Raw genomic sequence first — 20585 nt, forward strand, 5'->3', positions numbered from 1 at the left:
CTTGTACTGGCTCATCCCAACCCACGTGACCTTTGGTAGGGGTCACCACTAGGAGAGGAGGCGCCATGCCCACCATTACTCTTCCCGATGGCAGTCAACGTTCGTTCGACAAGGCCGTGACCGTTGCCGACGTCGCCGCCTCGATCGGCGCAGGCCTGGCCAAAGCCACCCTGGCCGGCAAGGTCGACGGCAAGCTGGTCGACGCCTGCGAGCTCATCGAGCACGACGCCACGTTGCAGATCATCACCCCCAAAGACGAAGAGGGACTGGAGATCATCCGTCACTCGTGCGCCCACCTTGTCGGCCACGCGGTGAAGCAGCTGTATCCGACCGCACGCATGGTCATCGGCCCGGTGATCGACGAGGGTTTCTATTACGACATCGCCTACGAGCGGCCCTTCACGCCAGACGACCTGGCCGCGATCGAAAAGCGCATGCAGCAGCTGATCGAGAAGGACTATGACGTCGTCAAGAAGATGACCCCGCGTGCCGAGGTCATCGACGTGTTCACCGCGCGTGGCGAGGAATACAAGCTGCGTCTGATCGAAGACATGCCCGAAGAGCAGGCCATGGGGCTGTATTACCACGAAGAATACGTCGATATGTGCCGTGGCCCGCACGTGCCGAACACGCGCTTCCTCAAGGCTTTCAAGCTGACCAAGCTGTCCGGCGCCTACTGGCGCGGCGATGCCAGGAACGAGCAGCTTCAGCGTGTGTATGGCACTGCCTGGGCCGACAAGAAGCAACTGGCGGCCTATATCCAGCGCATCGAAGAAGCCGAAAAGCGCGATCACCGCAAGATCGGCAAGCAGCTCGACCTGTTCCACCTGCAGGAAGAAGCGCCCGGCATGGTGTTCTGGCACCCGGACGGCTGGACCATCTACCAAGTGCTCGAGCAGTACATGCGTACCGTCCAGCGCATCAACGGCTACCTCGAAATCAAGACACCGCAAGTGGTGGACCGAATCCTGTGGGAGCGTTCCGGGCACTGGTCCAACTACGCGGAAAACATGTTCACCACCTCGTCGGAAAATCGCGATTACGCGGTCAAGCCGATGAACTGCCCGTGCCACGTGCAGGTATTCAACCAGGGGCTCAAATCCTACCGCGACCTGCCGCTGCGTCTGGCCGAGTTCGGCGCATGCCACCGCAACGAGCCGTCCGGTGCGCTGCACGGCATCATGCGTGTGCGTGGTTTCACGCAGGATGACGCGCACATCTTCTGCACCGAAGATCAGGTCAAGAAAGAGGCGGCTGACTTCATTCGCCTGACGCTGGACGTCTACAAGGACTTCGGCTTCACGGACATTGCCATGAAGCTGTCCACTCGCCCCGCCAAGCGCGTGGGGTCCGAGGAGTTGTGGGATCGCGCCGAGTCTGCCTTGGCCGATGCGCTCGATGAATCGGGCCTTGAGTGGCAATACCAACCGGGCGAGGGCGCCTTCTATGGGCCGAAGATCGAATTCACCTTGCGTGATTGCCTTGGCCGGAACTGGCAGTGCGGGACGCTGCAGTACGATCCGAACCTGCCAGAACGTCTGGATGCCAGCTACATTGCCGAGGACAACGCCCGCAAACGTCCTGTGATGCTGCACCGGGCCATTCTGGGTTCGTTCGAGCGCTTCATCGGCATGCTTATCGAACATTATGCTGGCGTGTTCCCGGCCTGGCTGGCACCGACCCAGGCGGTGATCATGAATATCACCGACAAACAGGCCGATTTCGCCCTGGATGTGGAAAAAATGTTGGCTTCGAGCGGAATTCGTGCCAAGTCCGACTTGAGAAATGAGAAGATCGGCTTTAAAATCCGCGAGCATACTTTGCTCAAGGTCCCGTACCTTTTGGTTATAGGGGACCGTGAAGTCGAAACGCAAACCGTTGCCGTACGCACCCGTGAAGGCGCTGACCTGGGCTCGATGCCCGTCGCGCAATTCGCAGAGCTACTCTCGCAAGCGGTTTCCCGGCGTGGTCGCCAAGAATCGGAGTAATGACTATTAAGCGTGAAATGAGAAACGATAAACGTGCTGCACCGAAGGCCCCGATCAACGAGAATATCTCGGCTCAAGAGGTTCGGTTAATCGGTGCTGATGGTGAACAGCTGGGCATCGTCTCGATCCACGAAGCACTTCGTATCGCTGAAGAAGCGAAGCTGGATCTGGTAGAAATTTCTGCTGACGCTGTACCGCCTGTGTGCAAGGTCTTGGACTATGGCAAAAGCCTGTTCGAGAAGAAAAAGCAGCAGGCTGCGGCGAAGAAGAACCAGAAGATCATCCAGATCAAAGAAATCAAGTTTCGTCCAGGGACGGAGGATGGAGATTACCAGGTAAAACTACGCAACCTGGTACGTTTCCTTGAAGATGGGGACAAGGCCAAGATCTCGTTGAGATTCCGTGGTCGTGAGATGGCCCACCAGGAGCTGGGCATGGCGCTGTTGAAGCGGGTCGAAGCCGACCTCGCCGAATACGGCACCGTTGAGCAGCATCCTAAGATGGAAGGACGCCAACTTATGATGGTCATCGCCCCCAAGAAAAAGAAATAACCTCCCGGGCACGGCAGGCCTGATGGTTATGTGTAATTTTATCGAATGCGGAGTTCCAACATGCCAAAAATGAAAACCAAGAGCGGTGCTGCGAAGCGTTTCCTGAAAACGGCGACCGGCTTCAAGCACAAGCACGCTTTCAAGAGCCACATCCTGACCAAAATGTCGACCAAGCGTAAGCGTCAACTGCGTGGTAGCAGCATGCTGCACCCGTCCGACGTCGCAAAAGTCGCGCGCATGCTGCGCGTTCGTTAATTCTGGTCAAAGATAGAGGAAGTTACTCATGGCTCGTGTAAAGCGCGGCGTCATCGCTCGCAAGCGTCACAAAAAAATCCTGAAACTGGCTAAAGGCTACTATGGTGCACGCTCGCGCGTGTTCCGTGTTGCCAAGCAGGCTGTCATCAAGGCGGGTCAATACGCCTACCGTGACCGTCGCCAGAAGAAGCGTCAGTTCCGCGCACTGTGGATCGCCCGTATCAACGCCGGTGCACGCACCAACGGTCTGTCGTACAGCCGTCTGATTGCTGGCCTGAAAAAAGCGTCGATCGAAATCGACCGCAAGGTTCTGGCTGACCTGGCAGTGAACGAAAAAGCGGCGTTTGCTGCAATTGTCGAGAAAGCTAAAGCCGTTCTGGCTTAAGTACCCACGACAATCATCCGTAGGCGCTTGGCGCCTGCGGGTGTAAAACGTCATCGATAGGGGAAGAGCCTTCAAAGCTCTTCCCCTATTTTTGTATCTGGAGTCTGTACATGGAAAACCTGGATGCGCTGGTCTCCCAAGCCCTAGCGGCCGTGGAGCGCGCTGAAGACATCAATACCCTGGAACAGATCCGGGTCCAATTTCTTGGCAAGAAGGGCGAACTGACCCAGGTGATGAAGACCCTGGGCAACTTGCCGGCCGATGAGCGGCCCAAGGTTGGCGCGCTGATCAACGATGCCAAGGAACGCGTCACCGTCGTCCTCAATACCCGCAAAGCTGCATTCGAAGAAGCCGAACTCAACGCCCGTCTGGCGGCCGAGTGCATCGACGTTACCTTGCCGGGCCGCGGTCAGACCACCGGTGGCCTGCACCCCGTTACCCGTACCCTGGAACGCATCGAGCAGTTCTTCACTCATATCGGCTACGGCATTGCCGAAGGTCCCGAAGTCGAAGACGATTATCACAACTTCGAAGCGCTCAATATTCCCGGTCATCACCCCGCGCGGGCGATGCACGATACGTTCTATTTCAACGCCAACATGCTGCTGCGTACGCACACCTCGCCCGTGCAAGTGCGCACCATGGAGTCGAGCCAGCCGCCGATTCGCATCGTCTGCCCGGGCCGTGTCTATCGTTGCGACTCGGATATCACCCACTCGCCGATGTTCCACCAGGTCGAGGGTTTGCTGGTCGATCGCGACATCAACTTCGCCGACCTCAAGGGCACGATCGAAGAATTCCTGCGGGTATTTTTCGAAAAAGAACTGGCCGTGCGCTTCCGCCCGTCCTTCTTCCCGTTCACCGAACCGTCCGCAGAAGTCGACATTCAATGTGTGATGTGTTCCGGCAAGGGCTGCCGAGTCTGCAAGCAGACCGGCTGGCTGGAAGTCATGGGTTGCGGCATGGTGCATCCCAATGTGTTGCGCATGTCTGGCATCGACCCCGAAACCTACCAGGGCTTCGCCTTCGGCATGGGTGCCGAGCGCTTGGCGATGTTGCGTTATGGCGTCAACGATTTGCGTCTGTTCTTCGACAACGACTTGCGGTTCCTCGCCCAGTTCCGCTAGCCCGTACTTGACGCACATCTCAGGAGAACAGCATGAAATTCAGTGAACAGTGGCTGCGCGGTTGGGTAAACCCGCACGTCTCTCGCGACGAATTGGTCGCCCGTTTGTCCATGGCCGGCCTCGAAGTCGATAGCGTGACGCCTGCCGCAGGGCAGTTCAGCGGCATCGTGGTGGGCGAAGTTGTCGCCACCGAACAACACCCGGATGCAGACAAGCTTCGTGTCTGCCAGGTCAGCAACGGTCAGGAAACGTTCCAGGTCGTCTGCGGTGCGCCCAATGTGCGCCCGGGCCTGAGAATCCCATTCGCCATGATCGGTGCCGAGCTGCCGGGCGACTTCAAGATCAAGAAAGCCAAGCTGCGCGGCGTCGAATCGTTCGGCATGTTGTGCTCGGCTGCCGAGTTGCAGATCAGTGAAGAGAACGACGGTTTGCTCGAACTGGCCGCCGACGCCCCTGTCGGCGAAGACATTCGCACTTACCTCAACCTCGACGACGCCAGCATCGAAGTGGACCTGACTCCGAACCGGGGTGACTGTCTGTCGTTGGCAGGCTTGGCCCGCGAAGTGGGCGCGCTGTACAGCGTGCCGGTCAGTCGCCCGCACGTGCCAGCGATCGAAGCTGTGCATGACGAGCAGCGCCCGGTGCAGGTCCTGGCACCGGCGGCATGCCCACGTTACCTGGGCCGGGTCATCCGCAACGTGGACTTGAGCAAGCCCACGCCGCTGTGGATGGTCGAACGCCTGCGGCGCAGCGACGTGCGCAGCATCGATGCAGCCGTCGACATCACCAACTACGTGATGCTCGAGTTGGGGCAGCCGATGCATGCGTTCGACCTGGCCGAGATCAACGGCGGCATCCAGGTGCGCATGGCCGAAGAGGGCGAGAAGCTGGTCCTGCTGGACGGTCAGGAAGTTACCCTGCGTGGCGACACCCTGGTGATCGCCGACCACGCCCGGGCACTGGCCATTGCAGGCGTCATGGGCGGCGAACACAGCGGTGTCGATACCCAGAAAACCCGCGATCTGTTCCTGGAAAGCGCGTTCTTCGAGCCCATCTCCGTGGCTGGCAAGGCCCGTTCATACGGTTTGCACACCGATGCTTCGCACCGTTTCGAGCGGGGCGTCGATTTCAATCTGGCGCGCGAGGCCATGGAGCGCGCTACGGGTCTGCTGCTGGAGATCGTCGGTGGTGAGGCTGGCCCGATCATGGAGTGCGTAAGTGAGCAGCACCTGCCGCAAAACGCGCCGATCACGCTGCGCGCTGAGCGTGTCAGCCAGATGCTCGGGATGGAAATGGACGCTGCCCAGATCGAGCGACTGCTCGAGGGCCTGGGCTTGGGCGTACAGCCTGCAGGGGCAGGGCAATGGACCGTGAGCGTGCCATCGCATCGCTTCGACATCAGCCTTGAGGTCGATCTGATCGAAGAGTTGGCGCGTCTATACGGCTATAACAACCTGCCGGTTCGCTATCCCCAGGCACGCCTGGCGCCGCAGGCACTTCAGGAAGCACGTAGTGAATTGCCAACCCTGCGGCGTTTGTTGGTCGCCCGTGGTTACCAAGAAGCAATCACTTACAGTTTCATCGATCCCAAACTGTTCGAGCTGTTCAGCCCAGGTATCGAGCCTCTGCAACTGGCCAACCCGATCTCCAACGACATGGCGGCCATGCGTGCCTCGCTTTGGCCGGGTCTGGTCAAGGCGCTCCAGCACAACCTCAATCGCCAGCAAGATCGGGTTCGCCTGTTCGAAAGTGGCCTGCGCTTCGTTGGTCAACTTGGAGACCTCAAGCAAGAGCCAATGCTCGCTGGCGTGGTGACTGGCAGCCGCGTGCCCGAGGGGTGGGCCAACGGCCGTGACGGTATCGACTTCTTCGATGTCAAGGCGGACGTGGAAGCTGTGCTCGGATATGCCGGCAGCCTGCACAGCTTCACGTTCAAGGCAGCGCAACATCCTGCTTTGCATCCTGGGCAGACCGCTCGTATCGAGCGCGATGGCAAGGAAGTGGGTTTCGTAGGTGCCATTCATCCCGAACTCGCCCGTGTGCTGGATCTGGATCGGCCAGTATTTGTTTTCGAATTGTTATTGAGCGAGGTCGTCGAAGGGCGTTTACCTGCTTTCAAGGAGCTGTCCAAGTTCCCTGAAACGCGTCGAGATTTGGCGCTGATTGCAGGTCGCGATGTAGCGGCCAGCGATGTATTGGGCATTATTCGAGACAATGCGGGCGAGTGGTTGACCGACCTCAAGCTGTTTGACGTCTACCAGGGTAAAGGTATTGATCCTGATAGAAAAAGCCTGGCCGTCGGCTTGACCTGGCAGCATCCATCGCGCACTCTTAATGACGATGAGGTGAACGCCACCCTGCAAACTATTCTCACCTCGCTCGAACAGAAGTTGAACACCACGTTAAGGAAATAGCGTATGGGTGCTCTGACGAAAGCTGAGATGGCCGAGAAGCTGTACGAGGAGCTGGGGCTTAACAAGCGCGAGGCCAAAGAGCTGGTCGAGTTGTTTTTCGAAGAAATACGACATGCACTTGAAGACAACGAGCAGGTCAAGTTGTCAGGTTTTGGCAACTTTGATCTTCGCGACAAACGTCAGCGTCCGGGCCGCAACCCCAAAACCGGGGAAGAGATCCCGATCACTGCACGCCGTGTCGTCACCTTTCGTCCAGGGCAGAAACTGAAAGCCCGGGTTGAGGCCTATGCTGGAACCAAGCCATAACGACGAGCTGCCCCCCATACCGGGCAAACGTTACTTCACCATCGGTGAGGTGAGTGAGCTTTGCGCGGTGAAGCCGCACGTACTGCGGTACTGGGAGCAAGAGTTCCCGCAGCTCAACCCGGTCAAGCGACGTGGAAACCGGCGGTACTATCAGCGACAGGACGTGCTGATGATCCGCCAGATCCGCGCGCTGTTGTACGATCAAGGCTTTACCATCGGTGGCGCGCGGTTGCGCTTATCCAGCGATGAGGCGAAGGACGATACGACCCAGTACAAGCAACTGATTCGGCAGATGATTACCGAGTTGGAAGACGTACTGGTTGTGTTGAAGAAGTGAGCTTGGGCTGGTTTGGATTTTTTTGAAAAAAAGCTTCCAATTATCAAATGCTTAGGTTACATTTCTTTCCGTTCTCAGCGGTATCGAGAACGTGTCGGGGCGTAGCGCAGCCCGGTAGCGCACTTGCATGGGGTGCAAGGGGTCGAGTGTTCGAATCACTCCGTCCCGACCAAAATACCTCAATGAATTAGCCACCTTAGGGTGGCTTTTTCATTTTTGGGCATAGTGACTTTTCGAGTAACCTCGCCTTTTCTCGCCAAACCCTCTTTCGACTGCTCCAGCAACCGTCGATGTTGGCCCATAGCCGACTCGCCGTTAGCCAATCCGCCTCCGCCGCCGCGTTTCGGTGTCACAGGCGAATCACTGATAACTCGACGCTTTCATAAAGCACGAAAAAGGCTGTTGCATTCCCGCACGCACAGTGGCAAAGTTTCCCCACTCTTGAAGCAATGCCCCAGGCAGCTTCGAAAAAAACCGGCTCATGCGCCGGTTTTTTTGTGTCCGTAGAAACCCAAAGGCCCCGACAAGTTCGGGGCTTTGCCGTTTCTATGGCAGGTGAAAACAGAGGGCGACTACAGCGCATGTAGCCCTGCGCCCCTACGCCATACATGCCAATCGCCGCTGGGCAAGCCACCGCTCAACGCCTCCATCCGGGGATTGGCAAACATCGAAAGGCCTCTCACATGATGACCGAATGCCGCTGCGGAAAATGCAATCGACTGCTCGCTCGCGCAGGCGAATACACCGAGCTTCAAATCAAGTGTTCCCGTTGCGCAACGATGAATCACCTCAGGGCCACGAGCCCAGCGTTAACGCCCCAGAGCGTGGACAGAGCAGCCCGACTGCCCTCAAACCCTACTCAACACGAGGCATCAAACCATGGCTAACTCAAGCACTGGCATCAACACGCTGAGCGATATCCCGCTTCTGGGGATCAACCTCGGCTCTCATGCGAACGCTCGTCAGATCGTCCCGGGCGAAGCCGGCACGCATTACTTCTGGCCTTCGCGCGATACCATCACCCTGTGGGTCAAGCAGCGCGGCGTTCGCTTGATCCGTTTTCCTTTCGAGGTACAGCGCGCAATCGGCCTTACCAGCGAAGGCCTGCCGGGGCAGGGCGCAAGCCTGGACACGACGTTCGTCAGCAAATGGAAAGAAATGCTGGGCTGGATTCGAGAGGATTCCAATGGCCAAGCCAAGATCATCCCCGACCCACACCACTACATGCGCCTGATGCGCTACGAAACGTCCAGCGGCAAGATGACCGGCCGCCTGCTGCCGGCCAATCAGGCGGGCAATCAGGGTAATAAATGGAAAGCCACCGAACCGGTGCTGATCAACGACAACAACAGCATCAGCGGCGCGGCCTGGACTGCCATCCACCTGGCCAACTTCCATCAGAAACTCGTTCAGTCCTGCGACGATCCAATGGTATTGGGTTGGGGGTTGGCCAACGAACCTTACGAGCAGACCGACGATGCGAGCGCGACCGATTACATCACTGAAGAGGGCATGAAAACGCTGTACATCAACACCATCAATACGGTGCTGAAATACCTGCGCAACAGTTCTAAAAAGCCGGTGTTCATCTGCGGATTGCACTATGCGAGTGCGAGAAGTTGGGAGCGGTACTCGGGCGATCTGCAATCGCGCATTGTCGACCCCGCGAACTCGATTGTCTGGGAAGTGCACGGCTACGGTGACTACAACGGCAGTTCGAGCGGCGCCTACGCCAGCAACAACGATAAAATCGCCGCCAATGTATTCACCGATACGGTGTTCGGCCCGATGTTCACGTATGCGGCCCACAACAAGATGGCTACCTATATCGGCGAAGTGGGTATTCCTAGCACCGATGCAGCGCGTACGGCGCTGAAAAATCTGCTGGATCGTCTGGTGACCGAGAAGGTACCTGCCACTTTGTGGATCACCGGACCAGGCTCGGACGGCGAGAAGATGAGTCTTGACCGGCCCGATCAAGCGGCGACCGTTTCGCTGGTGATGCCGTACTTTGCCAAGCGGTTGAGCCATTGGAACTACTCGGCCTCGTGATCGAATAACACCGTCCAGCTCTTTGCCCCGGGCACATGCCCGGGCTTTTTATCGGTTCCTTCTGCTCATCCGCTTCAGGGTGAGCATTTTTATTGCAGCTTTGCAGAGGCTTAGCGGACTTGGAAACACCTTTTTCCAGATCCTCCCAGGCACTGAACTCAAGCTCCATTCGTAGCGCAGTCGGCGCAATGGCCTACAAACCCGGTTCACGTTTCCCACGGCTTGATGTATGCTCGCCGGAACACTGGACGTACATACAGTTATAGGAGATTGGCAGTGACTACCGACGGACCCTCCACCCCCGCTTACCCTGAACAGATGACTGGGTTGGAGCGCTTGAATCTCAGAGCCTCAGCGATGATCAATCACCCGGTCGCGCAGATGCAGCGTTGGGTGACCATCCACCGCCTGCACAGCGACGGTGAAACGGAGTGGACGACGCTGCTGGAAACCTTGGGCGAAACGCCGGAGCTGGCGTTGACGCTCAATGACGACGACAGCGTGACCGTTCGCTGGGCGCGCCGGCCTCCGTCGGAGCAGGACGACTTCATTGCGCAGGCGTGCAATGTCGAACATGAAGATCCACCGTTTTGATCCGACCCTGCACGCCAGCAGCGCAGGCACCTTGCAGCGATGCGAGCAGGGCGTGAGGCCTGCCTCACTTGAAGTGCGCCTTACACCAGATGGGCGTTCCACACCAACAGCACCCGAGCCTGGATATAGGTGTCATCGACACGAATGTCCTCGGCAGGGTGGTTGGTGTTGTCGGAAATCATCTTGAAGTGTTGGCGTCCTTTCTTCTGTAGACGTTTGATGTAGAGCATGTCGTCGTGGGAGAAAAGGTAGATGCCGTCGCCCACGAACTCGCGAATGCTCACATCGACCAGCAAGGGGTCGCGGTGCTTGATGGTCGGCGCCATCGATTGCCCCCAGCCAGTCACCAGCTTGAGGTGGTGGTGCTCGGTGAAGGTCACGCCCATTTCCCGCAAGCGCTTGGGGCTGACCCGCACGTCTTGGAGCATCTCCGGGTAGTCATGGGGAATCTGTCCGCCACCCATGGCAGCGCGAATGTCGTAATGGGCGACCCAGACTTCGTCGCCGGCAAGGTTCGGGCGAATGTTGTCGGGACTGGGCAGCGGCGTATCGGCCGGCTCCTCGGCGGCGGCCAGCAAGCGCTCGCGGGCGTCGACAGACAGCGCTGTGCCTTTCTTGGCCAGCATTTCACGCACCATGTCGGCGGCGGACATCGAGGCGGGCGCAGGCGATGAAGGCGAGGGTGTGTCGAGCAGCAGCTCGGCCGAGTCGACGCCAAGCGCCGTAGCCATGGCGGCGATGTCCGCCAGGGTGGGCTCACGTGTGCCGGCTTCGTAGTTGCCCACCCGCGATTGCGATTTCCACCCGCACGCCTCGGCCAACTGCGCTTGCGAAAGGCCGGAAGCTTTACGGAGACGCTTGATACGCTGATGAAGGGATTCGTTCATGGAGGTTATTTCATCACGAAATGAAATGATCAGCATACACTTATCGTGTTTACTTTAATCACTATGCGTGTTTATCTGTATGCGTTCGTTGCCGGAGCATGCCTGATCCGCCTTCGACCGTCGCGGGTAGGCCAGTGTAGCGATCCAGCCGCTGCCGTCAGCCCCTACGACTCGCTAATCCAGGCGCCCTGATGCCGGGACTGTGCCCCGGTACTGCTTCCGAGGCCGATTATGCGTTCATTCAGTTCAGCCAACTCCTACACCTTATCCATCATCTGCACGGGGCCAATCCCGGCCCTTTGCGAACAAGGCGCGCGTCGCATCCTGCACTGCGGCCTGAGTCTCTGTCCAGTGACGCGCGGGGAGGGCATGGCATGCGCTTGAATACCGCCCGCCAAGCCTGGCACGACTGCACCTACGCTTCGACCAGCAGCCAGAGCGTGTTCGCCTCATCGGTCGCCCAGCTGGGCACCAAAGTGCAGACCACCCAAGGCCAGCGCCGCGCCAGCCAGGCGGTGCACCAGACCTTGGCCGGCAGCGTGCAGGCGGCCATCGCCGGGCTCAGCCGGCCGTTACGGGCGTTCGGCAACTACATGTATGCCCCACGGTTGGACGCTTGCGAGCAAGAGGATGCCGAAGAGACGGTCTTTCTCATGGTCCAACGGCGCGCCGCGCGCATGACGGCCGCCAAGCGCGAAAAGCTCGGATACCTGGTCAAAGGCGTGATGGCGCGCTACCGCTACATGCACCAGGGCGGGCAATCGGCCAATGCCGATCCGTTGGCAGCCCCCGAGGCCTTTCGTGCCTGGTTGGATGCGCACTATGGCATTCGCTTGGCGTCGGCGAGCTGGGAGCGTGAATGGGGTGGTCATGTGCGCTCGGCGTTCGAGTGTTGTGAAGACCTCGATCAGCGCGCCTTGGCTGCCGTCGCAGGCAGAATGAATGAAATGAAAAAAATTGCTTGAACACGTATTGTGTTCTCGCTCGGTTGGTGGCAGTATTTACCCATCGTCACAGCTGTAAACAAGTACCGCCTTCCAAGAAACCCGGCCACCGCGCCGGGTTTTTTATTGCCTGCATTTCGGCTTTTCATCGGAAGGCGCTTTCAAGAACCCGCCTTTGGAGTCGAGCGCATGGATTTCTTACACAGGCTGCTCGACAAGTTCGACCTGGCCTTCGCCGGCTTGATGGGCGCCCTGATCGCCACTCGTTGGCACAAGGACGACCTGACCGATCGCAAGGCCTGGTCGCTGTTCCTGCTTACCGGCATGGCCTGTGCGCACTACCTGACCGGCATGGTCAGCAGCTATTTCGCCATTACCGAACCGCGCAGCGTGGCCGGTGTGAGCTTTCTGCTGGGCACGTTCGGCGGCTCGCTGATCGCCGCCATCCTGCGTGCCATCAAAGCGGCCGATCTGTGGGCCATCATCAAGTCGAAGTTCGGAGGGCCCAGCGCATGATCCTCGAGTACCTGAATGCGACTGCGGCCGGAGGCATCGCTTTCTGGGCCAGTTGGGCAGTACTCAGCGCCAAGGTACGCGACGGTGTGGTCGGCAAGCTGCTGTACGCCGCGATCGCCCTGAGCGGCTATGCCTTGTTGGCAGGTGGCGGGCACCTTTTCTTCACCCCCAGCACTGCGGCGGTGACCTTGCATGTGGCCCTGGCCCTAGCGGGCATCCGCCATATGCTGGTCTTGACCTACTGGCTGCGCTGCAAGCGTTGGCTGATGCGCCAGGCCTGCAAACGAATCGATTGAATCTGCTCGGCGCTTCGCCGAGCAGGCACCTCGATGTACCGCAACACCCCAACCCGCCTCGGCGGGTTTTTTCATACCTACCCTCAAGGAAAACATCATGACCGAACGCTTCCCCCTCCCTAACGGCGCCGTACTGGAAATCGCCGGCACCCTGGGCAAAGCCGTAGCCTTCACTGCGCTGACCAATGCCACCGCGCCTTCGGCCGCGGCGGCCGGGCACAACCTGAAGAACGGCGATACCGTGCTGGTGAACTCCGGCTGGTCGCTGATCAACGACCGTGCCGCACGGGTCACCGGCGTCACCGCCGACGCCTTCCGCCTGGACGGCATGGACACCTCCAACCTCAACAAATACACCGCCGGCAGCGGTGTCGGCAGCGTGGTGCCGGCCAGCAACTGGACGCAGATCTCCAAGGTCACTGCCTTCACCGCCACCGGCGGCGAACAGCAGTACCTCACGGTCGGCTACCTGGAAGACGACGACGACCGCCAACTGCCCACCAACCGCAACCCGATCACCCTGGCGATCACCGTCGAAGATCAGCCTGAAGCTGCCTATGTGTCCTTGATCGAAGCCTACGGCGACGCCAAGGACCTGGCCGTGGTGCGTCTGAAGCTGCCTGGCGGCGATCAGATCCTCTACACCGGCTACGTCACCATCACCAGCTCGCCGACCATGGAGCGCAACAGCCTGATGACGCGTACCGTCAGCATCGCCTTGTCCAACCGTCCCCTGCGCTACCTGGCAGCGGCTTAAGGAGGTCCTATGGCGAAGATCACCCTTGCCCACAACCCGACCTTCAGCGCCAGCGTAGCGCTGCCGCGGGTCGGGCATGCGCCGCTGGAGGTGCAGTTCGAGTTCCGCTACCTCGACCGCCTGGCCCTGGCCGAGCTGTTCGACGAGTGGGGAGAAGCGCGTGACGCGTTGATCGCCCGCGCCAAGGAGGAGGGCATCAGCTGGGCGACGATGACTGCCGAGGAGATCCGCTTCCAGGCCGCGCAGCTCAAGGCGATCGTGCACGGCTGGGATCTGGACGACCCGTTCGACGACGCCGCCCTGCACACCCTGGTGCAAACCTGCACCGGTGCGCCCCAGGCCGTCATCGACGCCTACCAGAGCGCCTACGCCCCGGCTCGCTTGGGAAACTGAAGGCCGCGGCCAGAGCGCTCTATGCGCCTGGCCCGCGGCCTGAACAGTTGGCCGCGTTCGGGCTGACGGCCGCAGACCTTGCCGAAGACGACCTGCAGGTCTGGCCCGATCTGTGGCCGGCCCTGCGCGTGTTCGAGGCACTGGGCACGCAATGGCGCATCGCGCCGGGCGGGCCGTACGGTTTGGACTACACCGCGCTCCCTGTCGTGGCCTCGATGCTTGGCATCGGGCGCCGCGCCCTGGGGGCGCTTTTCCCCGACCTGCGCGCCATGGAGGCCGAAGCACTGGCCGTCATGGCGCAATCCAGGGAGTAAACCATGGCAACACTTGCCGAATTGAGAGTACGGGTTGACTCCACACAGGCTGCTCAGGCGGCCAACAACCTCGACAAACTCACCCTCGCTACCCAGCGTAGCGAGCAGGCTGCGACCAAGGCCGACAGGGCTTGGTCGGCCACCTTGACCAACATGCAGCGCACTACGCAGCAAATTTTGACTGAGCTACAGGCGCTCAGCGATTTACAGGCCGAAGTGGCTCGTCAGCAGGCAGATCTCAGCCGTATGCCGGCCGCGAGTGCCGACAAGGACGCCGAACCCGTTGCCAGTAGTGGCCTGGGCGGCGCGCTTGAGGGCTTCAATGCTGCGGTCGATACCGTCGGCAACGCTAAAACCGTGGTCGATACCATAGACACCCTCATGCCGGGACTGATCAGGGGTGCAGGTGCCCTGACCGTGGGCGCCGGCGCCGCTGCGGCAGCCGTCGGCGCGGTCGTGTACGGCTATGCCGAGGGCAGCAAGGAGGCCGACGCCTACAATCAGGCTTTGATCCTCAGCGGGCAGTACGCTGGCGTCACAGCCGATGCCTTAAGCGACATGGCGGCGCGTGTCGGCGCTGGCAATGGCACCATCGGGCAGGCAGCCGTGGCACTGGCCGAGCTTGCAAGCAACGGTTCGATCGCTACAGGCAGCTTCGAAACCATCGCCAACGCCGCTTTGGCCATGGAGGACGCTACCGGCAAATCGGTCTCCACCACCATTGCCGAATTCGCCCGCATTGCCGAAGATCCTGTCACGGCAGCGAAGGCGCTGAACGATCAGTACCACTTTCTGACCGCGTCCACCTACGGCCAGATCGAAGCGCTACAGGCACAGGGTGACCAGACGGCTGCGGCCCAGGTGCTCACTGACGCCTACGCCGACACACTGGCTACCCGTGCCAAGCAGATCGACGACAACCTGGGCATCGTCGAACGCGGCTGGCGAGGCATTCAGAACGCCGCTGCGCATGCGCTCGATGCAATGAAGAACATCGGTCGGGAAACGACGCTGACTCAGCAGATAGCCGAGCTCGAGACCAGGATAAAAACGCCCAGCAACTATTCCCAATATCCCACTTTGTTCGATGACAACCCGAACATGATGACGGTGGGGCGCACCCAGGCCCAGGACGAAGAGGCATTGGCTAAGCTCAAGCTTCAGCTTGAGCAACAGCAGACGGCGACCAGGTTGGCGGCTGAGAGGCAGCGCAGTGAAGAGGCTGCCATTTCGGCTGCAAAGCTGATCGGTCGAGAAGCGAACGCGGCGATGACCCAGCTCGAGCGCTTGCAGTTTCGACTGGATGAAGTACGGGCGGCCAAAGCTGATGCGCTTAGCGTGGAGGGTGGCTTTGGTCCGGAACTGGAAGCGAGATACGTACGCGCCGAAAAGACTCTGCTAAGCCAGATCACAGCGCTGCAAACGCCGCGCAAACCTCCAGCCGCACTGATCGCTCCGCATGCTCCTATACATGCGTGCCAAACGCCCAATTCGAACTCAGCATCGATCACCGGCACCGTTCCTTTACCTGTGCGCGAGATGGAGGCCATGCCGTACCCCACGCCAGCGTTCGAGAAGGATCCGCCAGTCAGCTCAAGGTTTTTGACGGTCCCGCTCTTTCCCGTCAAGACAGAGCTCGATGGCGCATCCAGCTTGTTTCCTGAAGACGGCAAATCGGAGAAAGACGAAAAGTCAAAAACTGGTTTTGCACTCTTTGGCGACGAGGCCAAAGGAGGTGGCATCAAAGCATTGAAGGGCTACCAAGAAACTGCTGCTACGGTTGCCAAGCAGACCGAGACGCTCTTTACCAATACCTTCAAGTCCATGGAAGACTCGGTCGTCAATTTCGCGCTCACCGGCAAGTTCTCCTTTTCCGACTTCACGCGTTCGGTGCTGGCCGACATGGCCAAGCTGGCGGCGCGCCAAGCGGCATCGAGTTTGTTGTCGAACCTTGCAGGCGCGGCGATCAGCGCGCTAGGTGGAGCTTCGAGTGGGGCAGGGGCCGCTTCTTCAAGCGCCGCGTCTATGGAATTCCCAAACTCCCTATCGTTCACACCTGACCTGGGCCCGGCAGCAGCAGGCTTGAAGTACAAACCCGGATTCTCCGACGGCGGCTACACCGGCAACGGCGGCAAATACGAACCCGCCGGCATCGTGCATGGCGGCGAGTTCGTGCTGCGCCGGGAAATCGTCAGCCGGCCTGGCATGCGTGACTACCTGGAAAACCTCAACACCGGCACCGCCATCGACAGCGGCTCATCCAGCCCCAGATCCGGCGCCTTGCAGGCCGCGAGCGGCGCAGGCACGGCGATCCAGGTCAGCACCGTGGTCAACGTCAACACCCAAGAGCGCAGCGGCGAGGGCGGCCAGCTCGACCCGCAGCAATTGCAGCAACGCATGGAGCAACAAATGAAAACCGCCGCCGAACGCGCCGTGGCCGAGTCCTGGCGACCGGGCGGGATGAGCTACCGCAGCAGCCAGGGGAGACGCTGATGGCTATCGAGACCTTTCGCTGGAAAATCGAGCGCGGCGAAGCCGGCGAGATCCAGTACCGCACCCGCGCCGCGCGCTTCGGCAACGGCTACCGCCAAATAGTCGGCGACGGGCCGAACAACCGTGAGGACCGTCACCCGATCAGCGTCACCGGCTCGAACGAGCAGGCGCGCCGCATCCTGGTCTTTCTCGACCGGCACGCCGGCGCCAAGGCGTTCCTCTGGACGCCACCGCTGGGCGAGCTGGGCCTCTACACCTGCAGCAACGTGCGCTCGACGCCGCTCGGCGGCGGCCTGTACCGGCTCAGCGCCACCTTCGAGCGCGCCTTCCATCCCTGAGGCATTGCCATGTCATTGATCAAACACCTGCAGACCCTGGAGCCGGGCAGCGAAGTGCTGCTGTTCGAACTCGACGGGTCGGACTTCGGTGCCGACACCTTGCGTTTCCACAGCCATGCCATTCCTCACTCGGCGCAAGAACTGGCCGCAGCGGGCGAGGCGGCCGACACGTTGCCGGCCAAATCGATCTGGTGGCAGGGACAGGAATACGACGCCTGGCCGCTGCAACTGGACGGCATCGCCGCCAACGCCGACGGCACGTCGGTGCGGCCGACCCTGACCGTGGGCAACGTCGAAGGGCGCATCACCGCCCTGTGCCTGGCCTTCGACGACCTGCTCGAATTCAAGCTGACCCTGCGTCATACCCTGGCGCGCTACCTGGACGCGAACAACTTCCCGGACGGCAACCCCGAGGCGGACCCGACCGAAGAAGCGATCGAGGTCTGGTACCTGGACCAGAAAATGGCGGAAAACGGCACCACGGTGGCCTGGGAACTGGCCAGCCCGGGCGACGTCGGTGGCGAAACCATCGGCCGGCAAATGACCCAGCTGTGCCACTGGGCGATGGTCGCAGGCTACCGCGGCCCCAACTGCGGCTACACCGGCCCCTACCACGACCTGGACGGCAAACCCACCGACGACCCGGCCAGGGACCAGTGCAACGGCTGCCTGGACTCGGGCTGTACCGTACGCTTCGGCCAAGGCAATCCGTTGCCGTTCGGTGGTTTTCCAGCCGTTTCACTGATCGCACGGAGTTGACCATGCACCCAGACATCCTCAGCGCCGTGCAGGCGCATGCCGCCGCCGAGTACCCGCGCGAGAGCTGCGGCTTGATCGTGGCCGCCGGCCCGGCCCAGTGCTACATCCCCTGCACCAACACCGCGACCGAGCCCGCCGAAGAATTTCGCATCTCGCCCGCCCAATACGCAGCCGCCGAAGACCAGGGCGAGGTCATCGGCATCGTCCACTCGCACCCCGACGCGACCAGCCGGCCTTCGCCGCGGGATCTGGCCATGTGCGAGGCCACCGGCGTGCCCTGGCACATCCTGTCGTGGCCCGAAGGCGATCTGCGCAGCATCACGCCCACGGGGCACACCCCCTTGCTCGGACGTCCCTTCGTGCATGGCGCCTGGGATTGCTGGCAGGTGTGCGCAGACTGGTATGGCCGCGAATGGGGACTGGGGTTTCCGGTCTATGCCCGGGATGATCTCTGGTGGGAGCAGGCGGACGGCCCGAGTCTGTACGAGCAAGCCTATGAGGCGGCAGGCTTCTACCCAGTGGATGTGCCGCAGCACGGCGACCTGATCGTCATGGCCGTGGGCCGCACGGCGCATCCGAATCATGCGGGGATCTACCTGGGCAACACTGCGCGGTTACCGGACGAAGAGGGGCAGGTGTTCGGATCAGGCCCGTTCCTGCTGCACCATCTGCTGGGCAGGCCTTCGGAAATCATCGTGTACGGTGGGCCATGGCTTGAACGCACACGGCTCGTCTTGCGGCACCGGGAGGCTGGTTGATCGATAGCCTAGGCTGCTAATGTCATGGTTTTCAGGGACCATTCAACTATCTCGCTGCTGGGCAACCGAATCTTTGAGTAGGGCTGGCAGAAACTGGCCTCCGTACGGGCATGGCGGTGCGTTCCATAACCGCCGGTGTTCAAGCAAACCAAGAAGTTTTTTACAGAGTCGGTGGGGACAAGAGCGGCGCTCATACCTGACCTTACATTGGCGATAAACAGATTTTGGAGAGGGTGAATGCTCAAAGGAGATCGCGTGCGAATTCTAGCGGTCGGGTTGGGACTAGCGTCGCTAGCAGGGTGCGGGACCATAGGCGACACCAGAAACAATCCTTCGCTTTTGGAGTTGGACTCCCGTTTACCGCCCCAACAGGCCGCTGAGTGTATTCGCGACGCATGGCAGGGCACGACCGTCTGGGGCGCGAGCTTGGGAGGCGTCCTGCAGTCTTCGGGAGGTCACTTGTCGGTTCTTTCCCCGGACGCCCAGTCCCCAATACACTTGGTCGATGTCACGCCAGTCCAAGGCGGTTCGCACATCAGCTATCACTTCTATCGAACTTGGCAGTCGCCGCTCCAACGTGTGCTCGATGCTGTAAGGTCTTGCGCTGGATAAATCGACCGCCGCAACCATCGACCACCTCCGGGTGGTTTTTTTACGTCTGGAGAAAAGATGTCAGCGCTTTCAATCGACTATCAGCCAATGACGAACGTCGTGTTCTATGGCCAACTTCGGCAGTTCGGGCGGTCGTTCAGGCTGTCGGTGCGCTCGCCAGCGGAGGCCATCAGAGCGCTATGTGTTCAAATTCCTGGCCTTGAGCGGTTTCTCAGCGATGCAAAGGCACAGGGCATCGAGTTCGCTATCTTCCGCGGCAGCCGAAATCTGCAAGAGAAAGAGCTGTGTTTCAGTGGTTCCGGCGATATCCGGATTGCACCTGTGGTCACCGGCAGTAAGCGCGCCGGCCTGTTGCAGACGGTAATCGGGGTCGTGATAGTGGCGTTGGCCTGGTGGAACCCGCTTGGATGGTCCGCTGCCACTGCGTTGGCTGTCGGCATGAGCGGCGGGTCCATGGCCCTTGGCGGTGTCGTGCAGATGCTCAGCCCTCAAGCCAAAGGCCTTTCCATGAGCGGTGCCCCAGAAAACCTGCCGTCCTATGCCTTCGGCTCCGCCCGCAACACCACCGCCAGCGGCAACCCCGTACCCATCTGCATCGGCGAGCGCCGCTGGGGTGGGGCGATCGTTTCGGCATCCATCGAAGCGCAAGACAAGGCCTGACGGGCCGAGCTTGAGCGGACACGCTGGGCATCGCTGAGCAGCGGCCGGCGTCTACGGCGTATCGGTTAAGCAACAAGGGCTGCAACAGCCCCAACCAACCCTATTTCGTCTTGACTGACCGGCATTGGCCCTCGGGCGGTTTTTTTATTACAGGAGAATCCTATGAACACAGCGGTCATCGGCGGCACGGTGACGACCTTGATCAAACTTTCAGGATCACTCGCCAAGAAATTTGGACGTTCGCACCGCAGAGTGATTGACTCCGGCTCGACCTGGGAGGTGTTTCAAGCGCTCAAAGCCACCCTCGAAGGCTTCGAGGCCGAAATCAAGCGGCTGGATCGTCTCGGGCTGAGGTATGCGGTGTTTCGCAACGGAAAGAATGTCGGCGTCGATGCGTTTTGCCGCGCTGGGACACGGGAAATTCGCCTGGTCCCCGTCATGGCAGGTAGCAAGCGAGCGGGCGCTCTCCAGACGGTGATCGGTGTCGCGTTGATCGTAGCGGCAAGCATCGCCTCAGGCGGCTTGGGTGCGGCATTCGCCGCCAGCGCCGGCACCTGGGGTAGCGTTGCCGTAGCCGGTGCGTCCATGGCCATCGGCGGCGTCATTCAATTGCTCAGCCCGCAACCCAAGGGTCTGTCCTTGAGCGCGGCGGCAGAAAACAAACCCTCCTACGCCTTCGGCTCCGCCCGCAACACCACCGCCAGCGGCAACCCCGTACCCATCTGCATCGGCGAGCGCCGCTGGGGTGGATCGATCATATCGGCGTCCATCGAGGCGCAAGACAAGGCCTGACGGCCCATCAGCACACGCAACCGCCTCCGGGCGGTTTTTTTATGTTCGGAGGACACC

At 60.4% G+C, this 20585-nt stretch carries 24 protein-coding genes and 1 tRNA gene; 24 read left to right on the plus strand and 1 reads right to left on the minus strand.

Annotated elements, in window-relative coordinates; genetic code table 11:
- The first annotated feature begins 65 nt into the window (after window positions 1-65).
- The 12 genes from thrS (at window position 66) to AA0Z93_RS17635 (ending at window position 10009) form a co-directional block, all read left to right on the plus strand.
- Window positions 66-1988, plus strand: a complete 1923-nt coding sequence (gene thrS / locus AA0Z93_RS17580) for a threonine--tRNA ligase (protein WP_413047679.1) — start codon at window positions 66-68, stop codon at window positions 1986-1988.
- Entirely contained in the window at window positions 1988-2539 is a 552-nt protein-coding gene (infC, locus tag AA0Z93_RS17585) for a translation initiation factor IF-3 (protein ID WP_296267683.1), read from the plus strand. Before thrS ends, infC begins: the two co-directional genes overlap by 1 nt.
- Window positions 2540-2599: 60 nt before the next feature.
- Window positions 2600-2794 (plus strand): 50S ribosomal protein L35, encoded by a 195-nt coding sequence (rpmI, locus tag AA0Z93_RS17590; protein ID WP_028696462.1) that lies wholly within the window; start codon window positions 2600-2602, stop codon window positions 2792-2794.
- Window positions 2795-2822: 28 nt separating this feature from the next.
- Complete coding sequence (rplT, locus tag AA0Z93_RS17595) at window positions 2823-3179, plus strand: 50S ribosomal protein L20 (RefSeq protein ID WP_003250671.1); 357 nt, start codon at window positions 2823-2825, stop codon at window positions 3177-3179.
- Between the two features lie 110 nt (window positions 3180-3289).
- Window positions 3290-4306, plus strand: a complete 1017-nt coding sequence (gene pheS, locus AA0Z93_RS17600; RefSeq protein ID WP_413047678.1) for a phenylalanine--tRNA ligase subunit alpha — start codon at window positions 3290-3292, stop codon at window positions 4304-4306.
- 32 nt (window positions 4307-4338) lie between these two features.
- Window positions 4339-6720 (plus strand): phenylalanine--tRNA ligase subunit beta, encoded by a 2382-nt coding sequence (gene pheT, locus AA0Z93_RS17605; protein ID WP_413047677.1) that lies wholly within the window; start codon window positions 4339-4341, stop codon window positions 6718-6720.
- A 3-nt stretch (window positions 6721-6723) separates the two neighbouring features.
- Window positions 6724-7026, plus strand: coding sequence for an integration host factor subunit alpha (gene ihfA, locus AA0Z93_RS17610; protein ID WP_413047676.1), 303 nt, complete (start codon window positions 6724-6726; stop codon window positions 7024-7026).
- On the plus strand, window positions 7007-7363 hold the full coding sequence (locus AA0Z93_RS17615) for a MerR family transcriptional regulator (protein ID WP_151926229.1): 357 nt from the start codon (window positions 7007-7009) through the stop codon (window positions 7361-7363). Before ihfA ends, AA0Z93_RS17615 begins: the two co-directional genes overlap by 20 nt.
- A gap of 95 nt (window positions 7364-7458) precedes the next feature.
- Window positions 7459-7535: transfer RNA gene (locus AA0Z93_RS17620), tRNA-Pro, on the plus strand.
- 511 nt (window positions 7536-8046) lie between these two features.
- Window positions 8047-8250: a Com family DNA-binding transcriptional regulator gene (locus tag AA0Z93_RS17625; protein ID WP_413047675.1), complete on the plus strand. Its 204-nt coding sequence runs from the start codon at window positions 8047-8049 to the stop codon at window positions 8248-8250.
- Window positions 8243-9415 (plus strand): cellulase family glycosylhydrolase, encoded by a 1173-nt coding sequence (locus AA0Z93_RS17630; protein ID WP_413047674.1) that lies wholly within the window; start codon window positions 8243-8245, stop codon window positions 9413-9415. Before AA0Z93_RS17625 ends, AA0Z93_RS17630 begins: the two co-directional genes overlap by 8 nt.
- A gap of 276 nt (window positions 9416-9691) precedes the next feature.
- Window positions 9692-10009, plus strand: a complete 318-nt coding sequence (locus tag AA0Z93_RS17635) for a DUF1654 domain-containing protein (RefSeq protein ID WP_413047673.1) — start codon at window positions 9692-9694, stop codon at window positions 10007-10009.
- Window positions 10010-10089: 80 nt separating this feature from the next.
- Here the strand turns inward: AA0Z93_RS17635 and AA0Z93_RS17640 are convergent, their stop codons facing one another.
- Window positions 10090-10896, minus strand: coding sequence for an XRE family transcriptional regulator (locus tag AA0Z93_RS17640; protein ID WP_413047672.1), 807 nt, complete (start codon window positions 10894-10896; stop codon window positions 10090-10092).
- Between the two features lie 374 nt (window positions 10897-11270).
- Between AA0Z93_RS17640 and AA0Z93_RS17645 the strand changes: the two genes are divergently transcribed.
- The 12 genes from AA0Z93_RS17645 (at window position 11271) to AA0Z93_RS17700 (ending at window position 20528) form a co-directional block, all read left to right on the plus strand.
- Window positions 11271-11861, plus strand: a complete 591-nt coding sequence (locus AA0Z93_RS17645; protein WP_413047671.1) for a hypothetical protein — start codon at window positions 11271-11273, stop codon at window positions 11859-11861.
- A gap of 168 nt (window positions 11862-12029) precedes the next feature.
- Window positions 12030-12356 (plus strand): MFS transporter, encoded by a 327-nt coding sequence (locus AA0Z93_RS17650; RefSeq protein ID WP_413047670.1) that lies wholly within the window; start codon window positions 12030-12032, stop codon window positions 12354-12356.
- Window positions 12353-12652 carry a hypothetical protein gene (locus AA0Z93_RS17655; protein ID WP_413047669.1) on the plus strand — a complete coding sequence of 100 codons (300 nt, stop codon included), beginning with the start codon at window positions 12353-12355 and terminating at the stop codon, window positions 12650-12652. The genes AA0Z93_RS17650 and AA0Z93_RS17655 overlap by 4 nt, the downstream gene beginning before the upstream one ends.
- Before the next feature lie 97 nt (window positions 12653-12749).
- On the plus strand, window positions 12750-13409 hold the full coding sequence (locus tag AA0Z93_RS17660; protein ID WP_413047668.1) for a phage tail protein: 660 nt from the start codon (window positions 12750-12752) through the stop codon (window positions 13407-13409).
- A 9-nt stretch (window positions 13410-13418) separates the two neighbouring features.
- Window positions 13419-13802: a phage tail assembly chaperone gene (locus AA0Z93_RS17665; protein ID WP_413047667.1), complete on the plus strand. Its 384-nt coding sequence runs from the start codon at window positions 13419-13421 to the stop codon at window positions 13800-13802.
- Between the two features lie 47 nt (window positions 13803-13849).
- Window positions 13850-14116 (plus strand): DUF1799 domain-containing protein, encoded by a 267-nt coding sequence (locus AA0Z93_RS17670; protein ID WP_296267709.1) that lies wholly within the window; start codon window positions 13850-13852, stop codon window positions 14114-14116.
- A 3-nt stretch (window positions 14117-14119) separates the two neighbouring features.
- On the plus strand, window positions 14120-16609 hold the full coding sequence (locus AA0Z93_RS17675; RefSeq protein WP_413047666.1) for a phage tail length tape measure family protein: 2490 nt from the start codon (window positions 14120-14122) through the stop codon (window positions 16607-16609).
- Window positions 16609-16947 carry a phage tail protein gene (locus AA0Z93_RS17680; RefSeq protein ID WP_413047665.1) on the plus strand — a complete coding sequence of 113 codons (339 nt, stop codon included), beginning with the start codon at window positions 16609-16611 and terminating at the stop codon, window positions 16945-16947. Before AA0Z93_RS17675 ends, AA0Z93_RS17680 begins: the two co-directional genes overlap by 1 nt.
- Before the next feature lie 9 nt (window positions 16948-16956).
- Window positions 16957-17706 (plus strand): phage minor tail protein L, encoded by a 750-nt coding sequence (locus AA0Z93_RS17685; RefSeq protein WP_413047664.1) that lies wholly within the window; start codon window positions 16957-16959, stop codon window positions 17704-17706.
- 2 nt (window positions 17707-17708) lie between these two features.
- On the plus strand, window positions 17709-18464 hold the full coding sequence (locus AA0Z93_RS17690) for a C40 family peptidase (RefSeq protein ID WP_413047663.1): 756 nt from the start codon (window positions 17709-17711) through the stop codon (window positions 18462-18464).
- A 669-nt stretch (window positions 18465-19133) separates the two neighbouring features.
- The gene (locus AA0Z93_RS17695; RefSeq protein WP_413047662.1) at window positions 19134-19736 is read left to right on the plus strand and encodes a tail assembly protein; all 603 of its coding nucleotides are present in this window, start codon (window positions 19134-19136) and stop codon (window positions 19734-19736) included.
- Between the two features lie 162 nt (window positions 19737-19898).
- Window positions 19899-20528: a tail assembly protein gene (locus tag AA0Z93_RS17700; RefSeq protein WP_413047661.1), complete on the plus strand. Its 630-nt coding sequence runs from the start codon at window positions 19899-19901 to the stop codon at window positions 20526-20528.
- Window positions 20529-20585 lie beyond the last annotated feature (57 nt).

This window comes from Pseudomonas phoenicis, from assembly GCF_047302395.1.
Taxonomy (GTDB): domain Bacteria; phylum Pseudomonadota; class Gammaproteobacteria; order Pseudomonadales; family Pseudomonadaceae; genus Aquipseudomonas.

Excerpts from the sequence above, each read along its gene's own strand:
- infC (WP_296267683.1), top strand. The coding sequence starts at position 1,988 with ATGACTATTAAGCGTGAAATGAGAAACGATAAACGTGCTGCACCGAAG.
- AA0Z93_RS17685 (WP_413047664.1), top strand. The coding sequence starts at position 16,957 with ATGTCATTGATCAAACACCTGCAGACCCTGGAGCCGGGCAGCGAAGTG.
- AA0Z93_RS17695 (WP_413047662.1), top strand. The coding sequence starts at position 19,134 with ATGTCAGCGCTTTCAATCGACTATCAGCCAATGACGAACGTCGTGTTC.
- AA0Z93_RS17690 (WP_413047663.1), top strand. The coding sequence starts at position 17,709 with ATGCACCCAGACATCCTCAGCGCCGTGCAGGCGCATGCCGCCGCCGAG.
- AA0Z93_RS17675 (WP_413047666.1), top strand. The coding sequence starts at position 14,120 with ATGGCAACACTTGCCGAATTGAGAGTACGGGTTGACTCCACACAGGCT.
- AA0Z93_RS17615 (WP_151926229.1), top strand. The coding sequence starts at position 7,007 with ATGCTGGAACCAAGCCATAACGACGAGCTGCCCCCCATACCGGGCAAA.
- AA0Z93_RS17625 (WP_413047675.1), top strand. The coding sequence starts at position 8,047 with ATGATGACCGAATGCCGCTGCGGAAAATGCAATCGACTGCTCGCTCGC.
- ihfA (WP_413047676.1), top strand. The coding sequence starts at position 6,724 with ATGGGTGCTCTGACGAAAGCTGAGATGGCCGAGAAGCTGTACGAGGAG.
- AA0Z93_RS17650 (WP_413047670.1), top strand. The coding sequence starts at position 12,030 with ATGGATTTCTTACACAGGCTGCTCGACAAGTTCGACCTGGCCTTCGCC.
- rpmI (WP_028696462.1), top strand. The coding sequence starts at position 2,600 with ATGCCAAAAATGAAAACCAAGAGCGGTGCTGCGAAGCGTTTCCTGAAA.
- AA0Z93_RS17640 (WP_413047672.1), bottom strand. The coding sequence starts at position 10,896 with ATGAACGAATCCCTTCATCAGCGTATCAAGCGTCTCCGTAAAGCTTCC.
- AA0Z93_RS17630 (WP_413047674.1), top strand. The coding sequence starts at position 8,243 with ATGGCTAACTCAAGCACTGGCATCAACACGCTGAGCGATATCCCGCTT.
- AA0Z93_RS17665 (WP_413047667.1), top strand. The coding sequence starts at position 13,419 with ATGGCGAAGATCACCCTTGCCCACAACCCGACCTTCAGCGCCAGCGTA.
- AA0Z93_RS17655 (WP_413047669.1), top strand. The coding sequence starts at position 12,353 with ATGATCCTCGAGTACCTGAATGCGACTGCGGCCGGAGGCATCGCTTTC.
- pheT (WP_413047677.1), top strand. The coding sequence starts at position 4,339 with ATGAAATTCAGTGAACAGTGGCTGCGCGGTTGGGTAAACCCGCACGTC.
- pheS (WP_413047678.1), top strand. The coding sequence starts at position 3,290 with ATGGAAAACCTGGATGCGCTGGTCTCCCAAGCCCTAGCGGCCGTGGAG.
- rplT (WP_003250671.1), top strand. The coding sequence starts at position 2,823 with ATGGCTCGTGTAAAGCGCGGCGTCATCGCTCGCAAGCGTCACAAAAAA.
- AA0Z93_RS17700 (WP_413047661.1), top strand. The coding sequence starts at position 19,899 with ATGAACACAGCGGTCATCGGCGGCACGGTGACGACCTTGATCAAACTT.
- thrS (WP_413047679.1), top strand. The coding sequence starts at position 66 with ATGCCCACCATTACTCTTCCCGATGGCAGTCAACGTTCGTTCGACAAG.
- AA0Z93_RS17645 (WP_413047671.1), top strand. The coding sequence starts at position 11,271 with ATGCGCTTGAATACCGCCCGCCAAGCCTGGCACGACTGCACCTACGCT.
- AA0Z93_RS17660 (WP_413047668.1), top strand. The coding sequence starts at position 12,750 with ATGACCGAACGCTTCCCCCTCCCTAACGGCGCCGTACTGGAAATCGCC.
- AA0Z93_RS17680 (WP_413047665.1), top strand. The coding sequence starts at position 16,609 with ATGGCTATCGAGACCTTTCGCTGGAAAATCGAGCGCGGCGAAGCCGGC.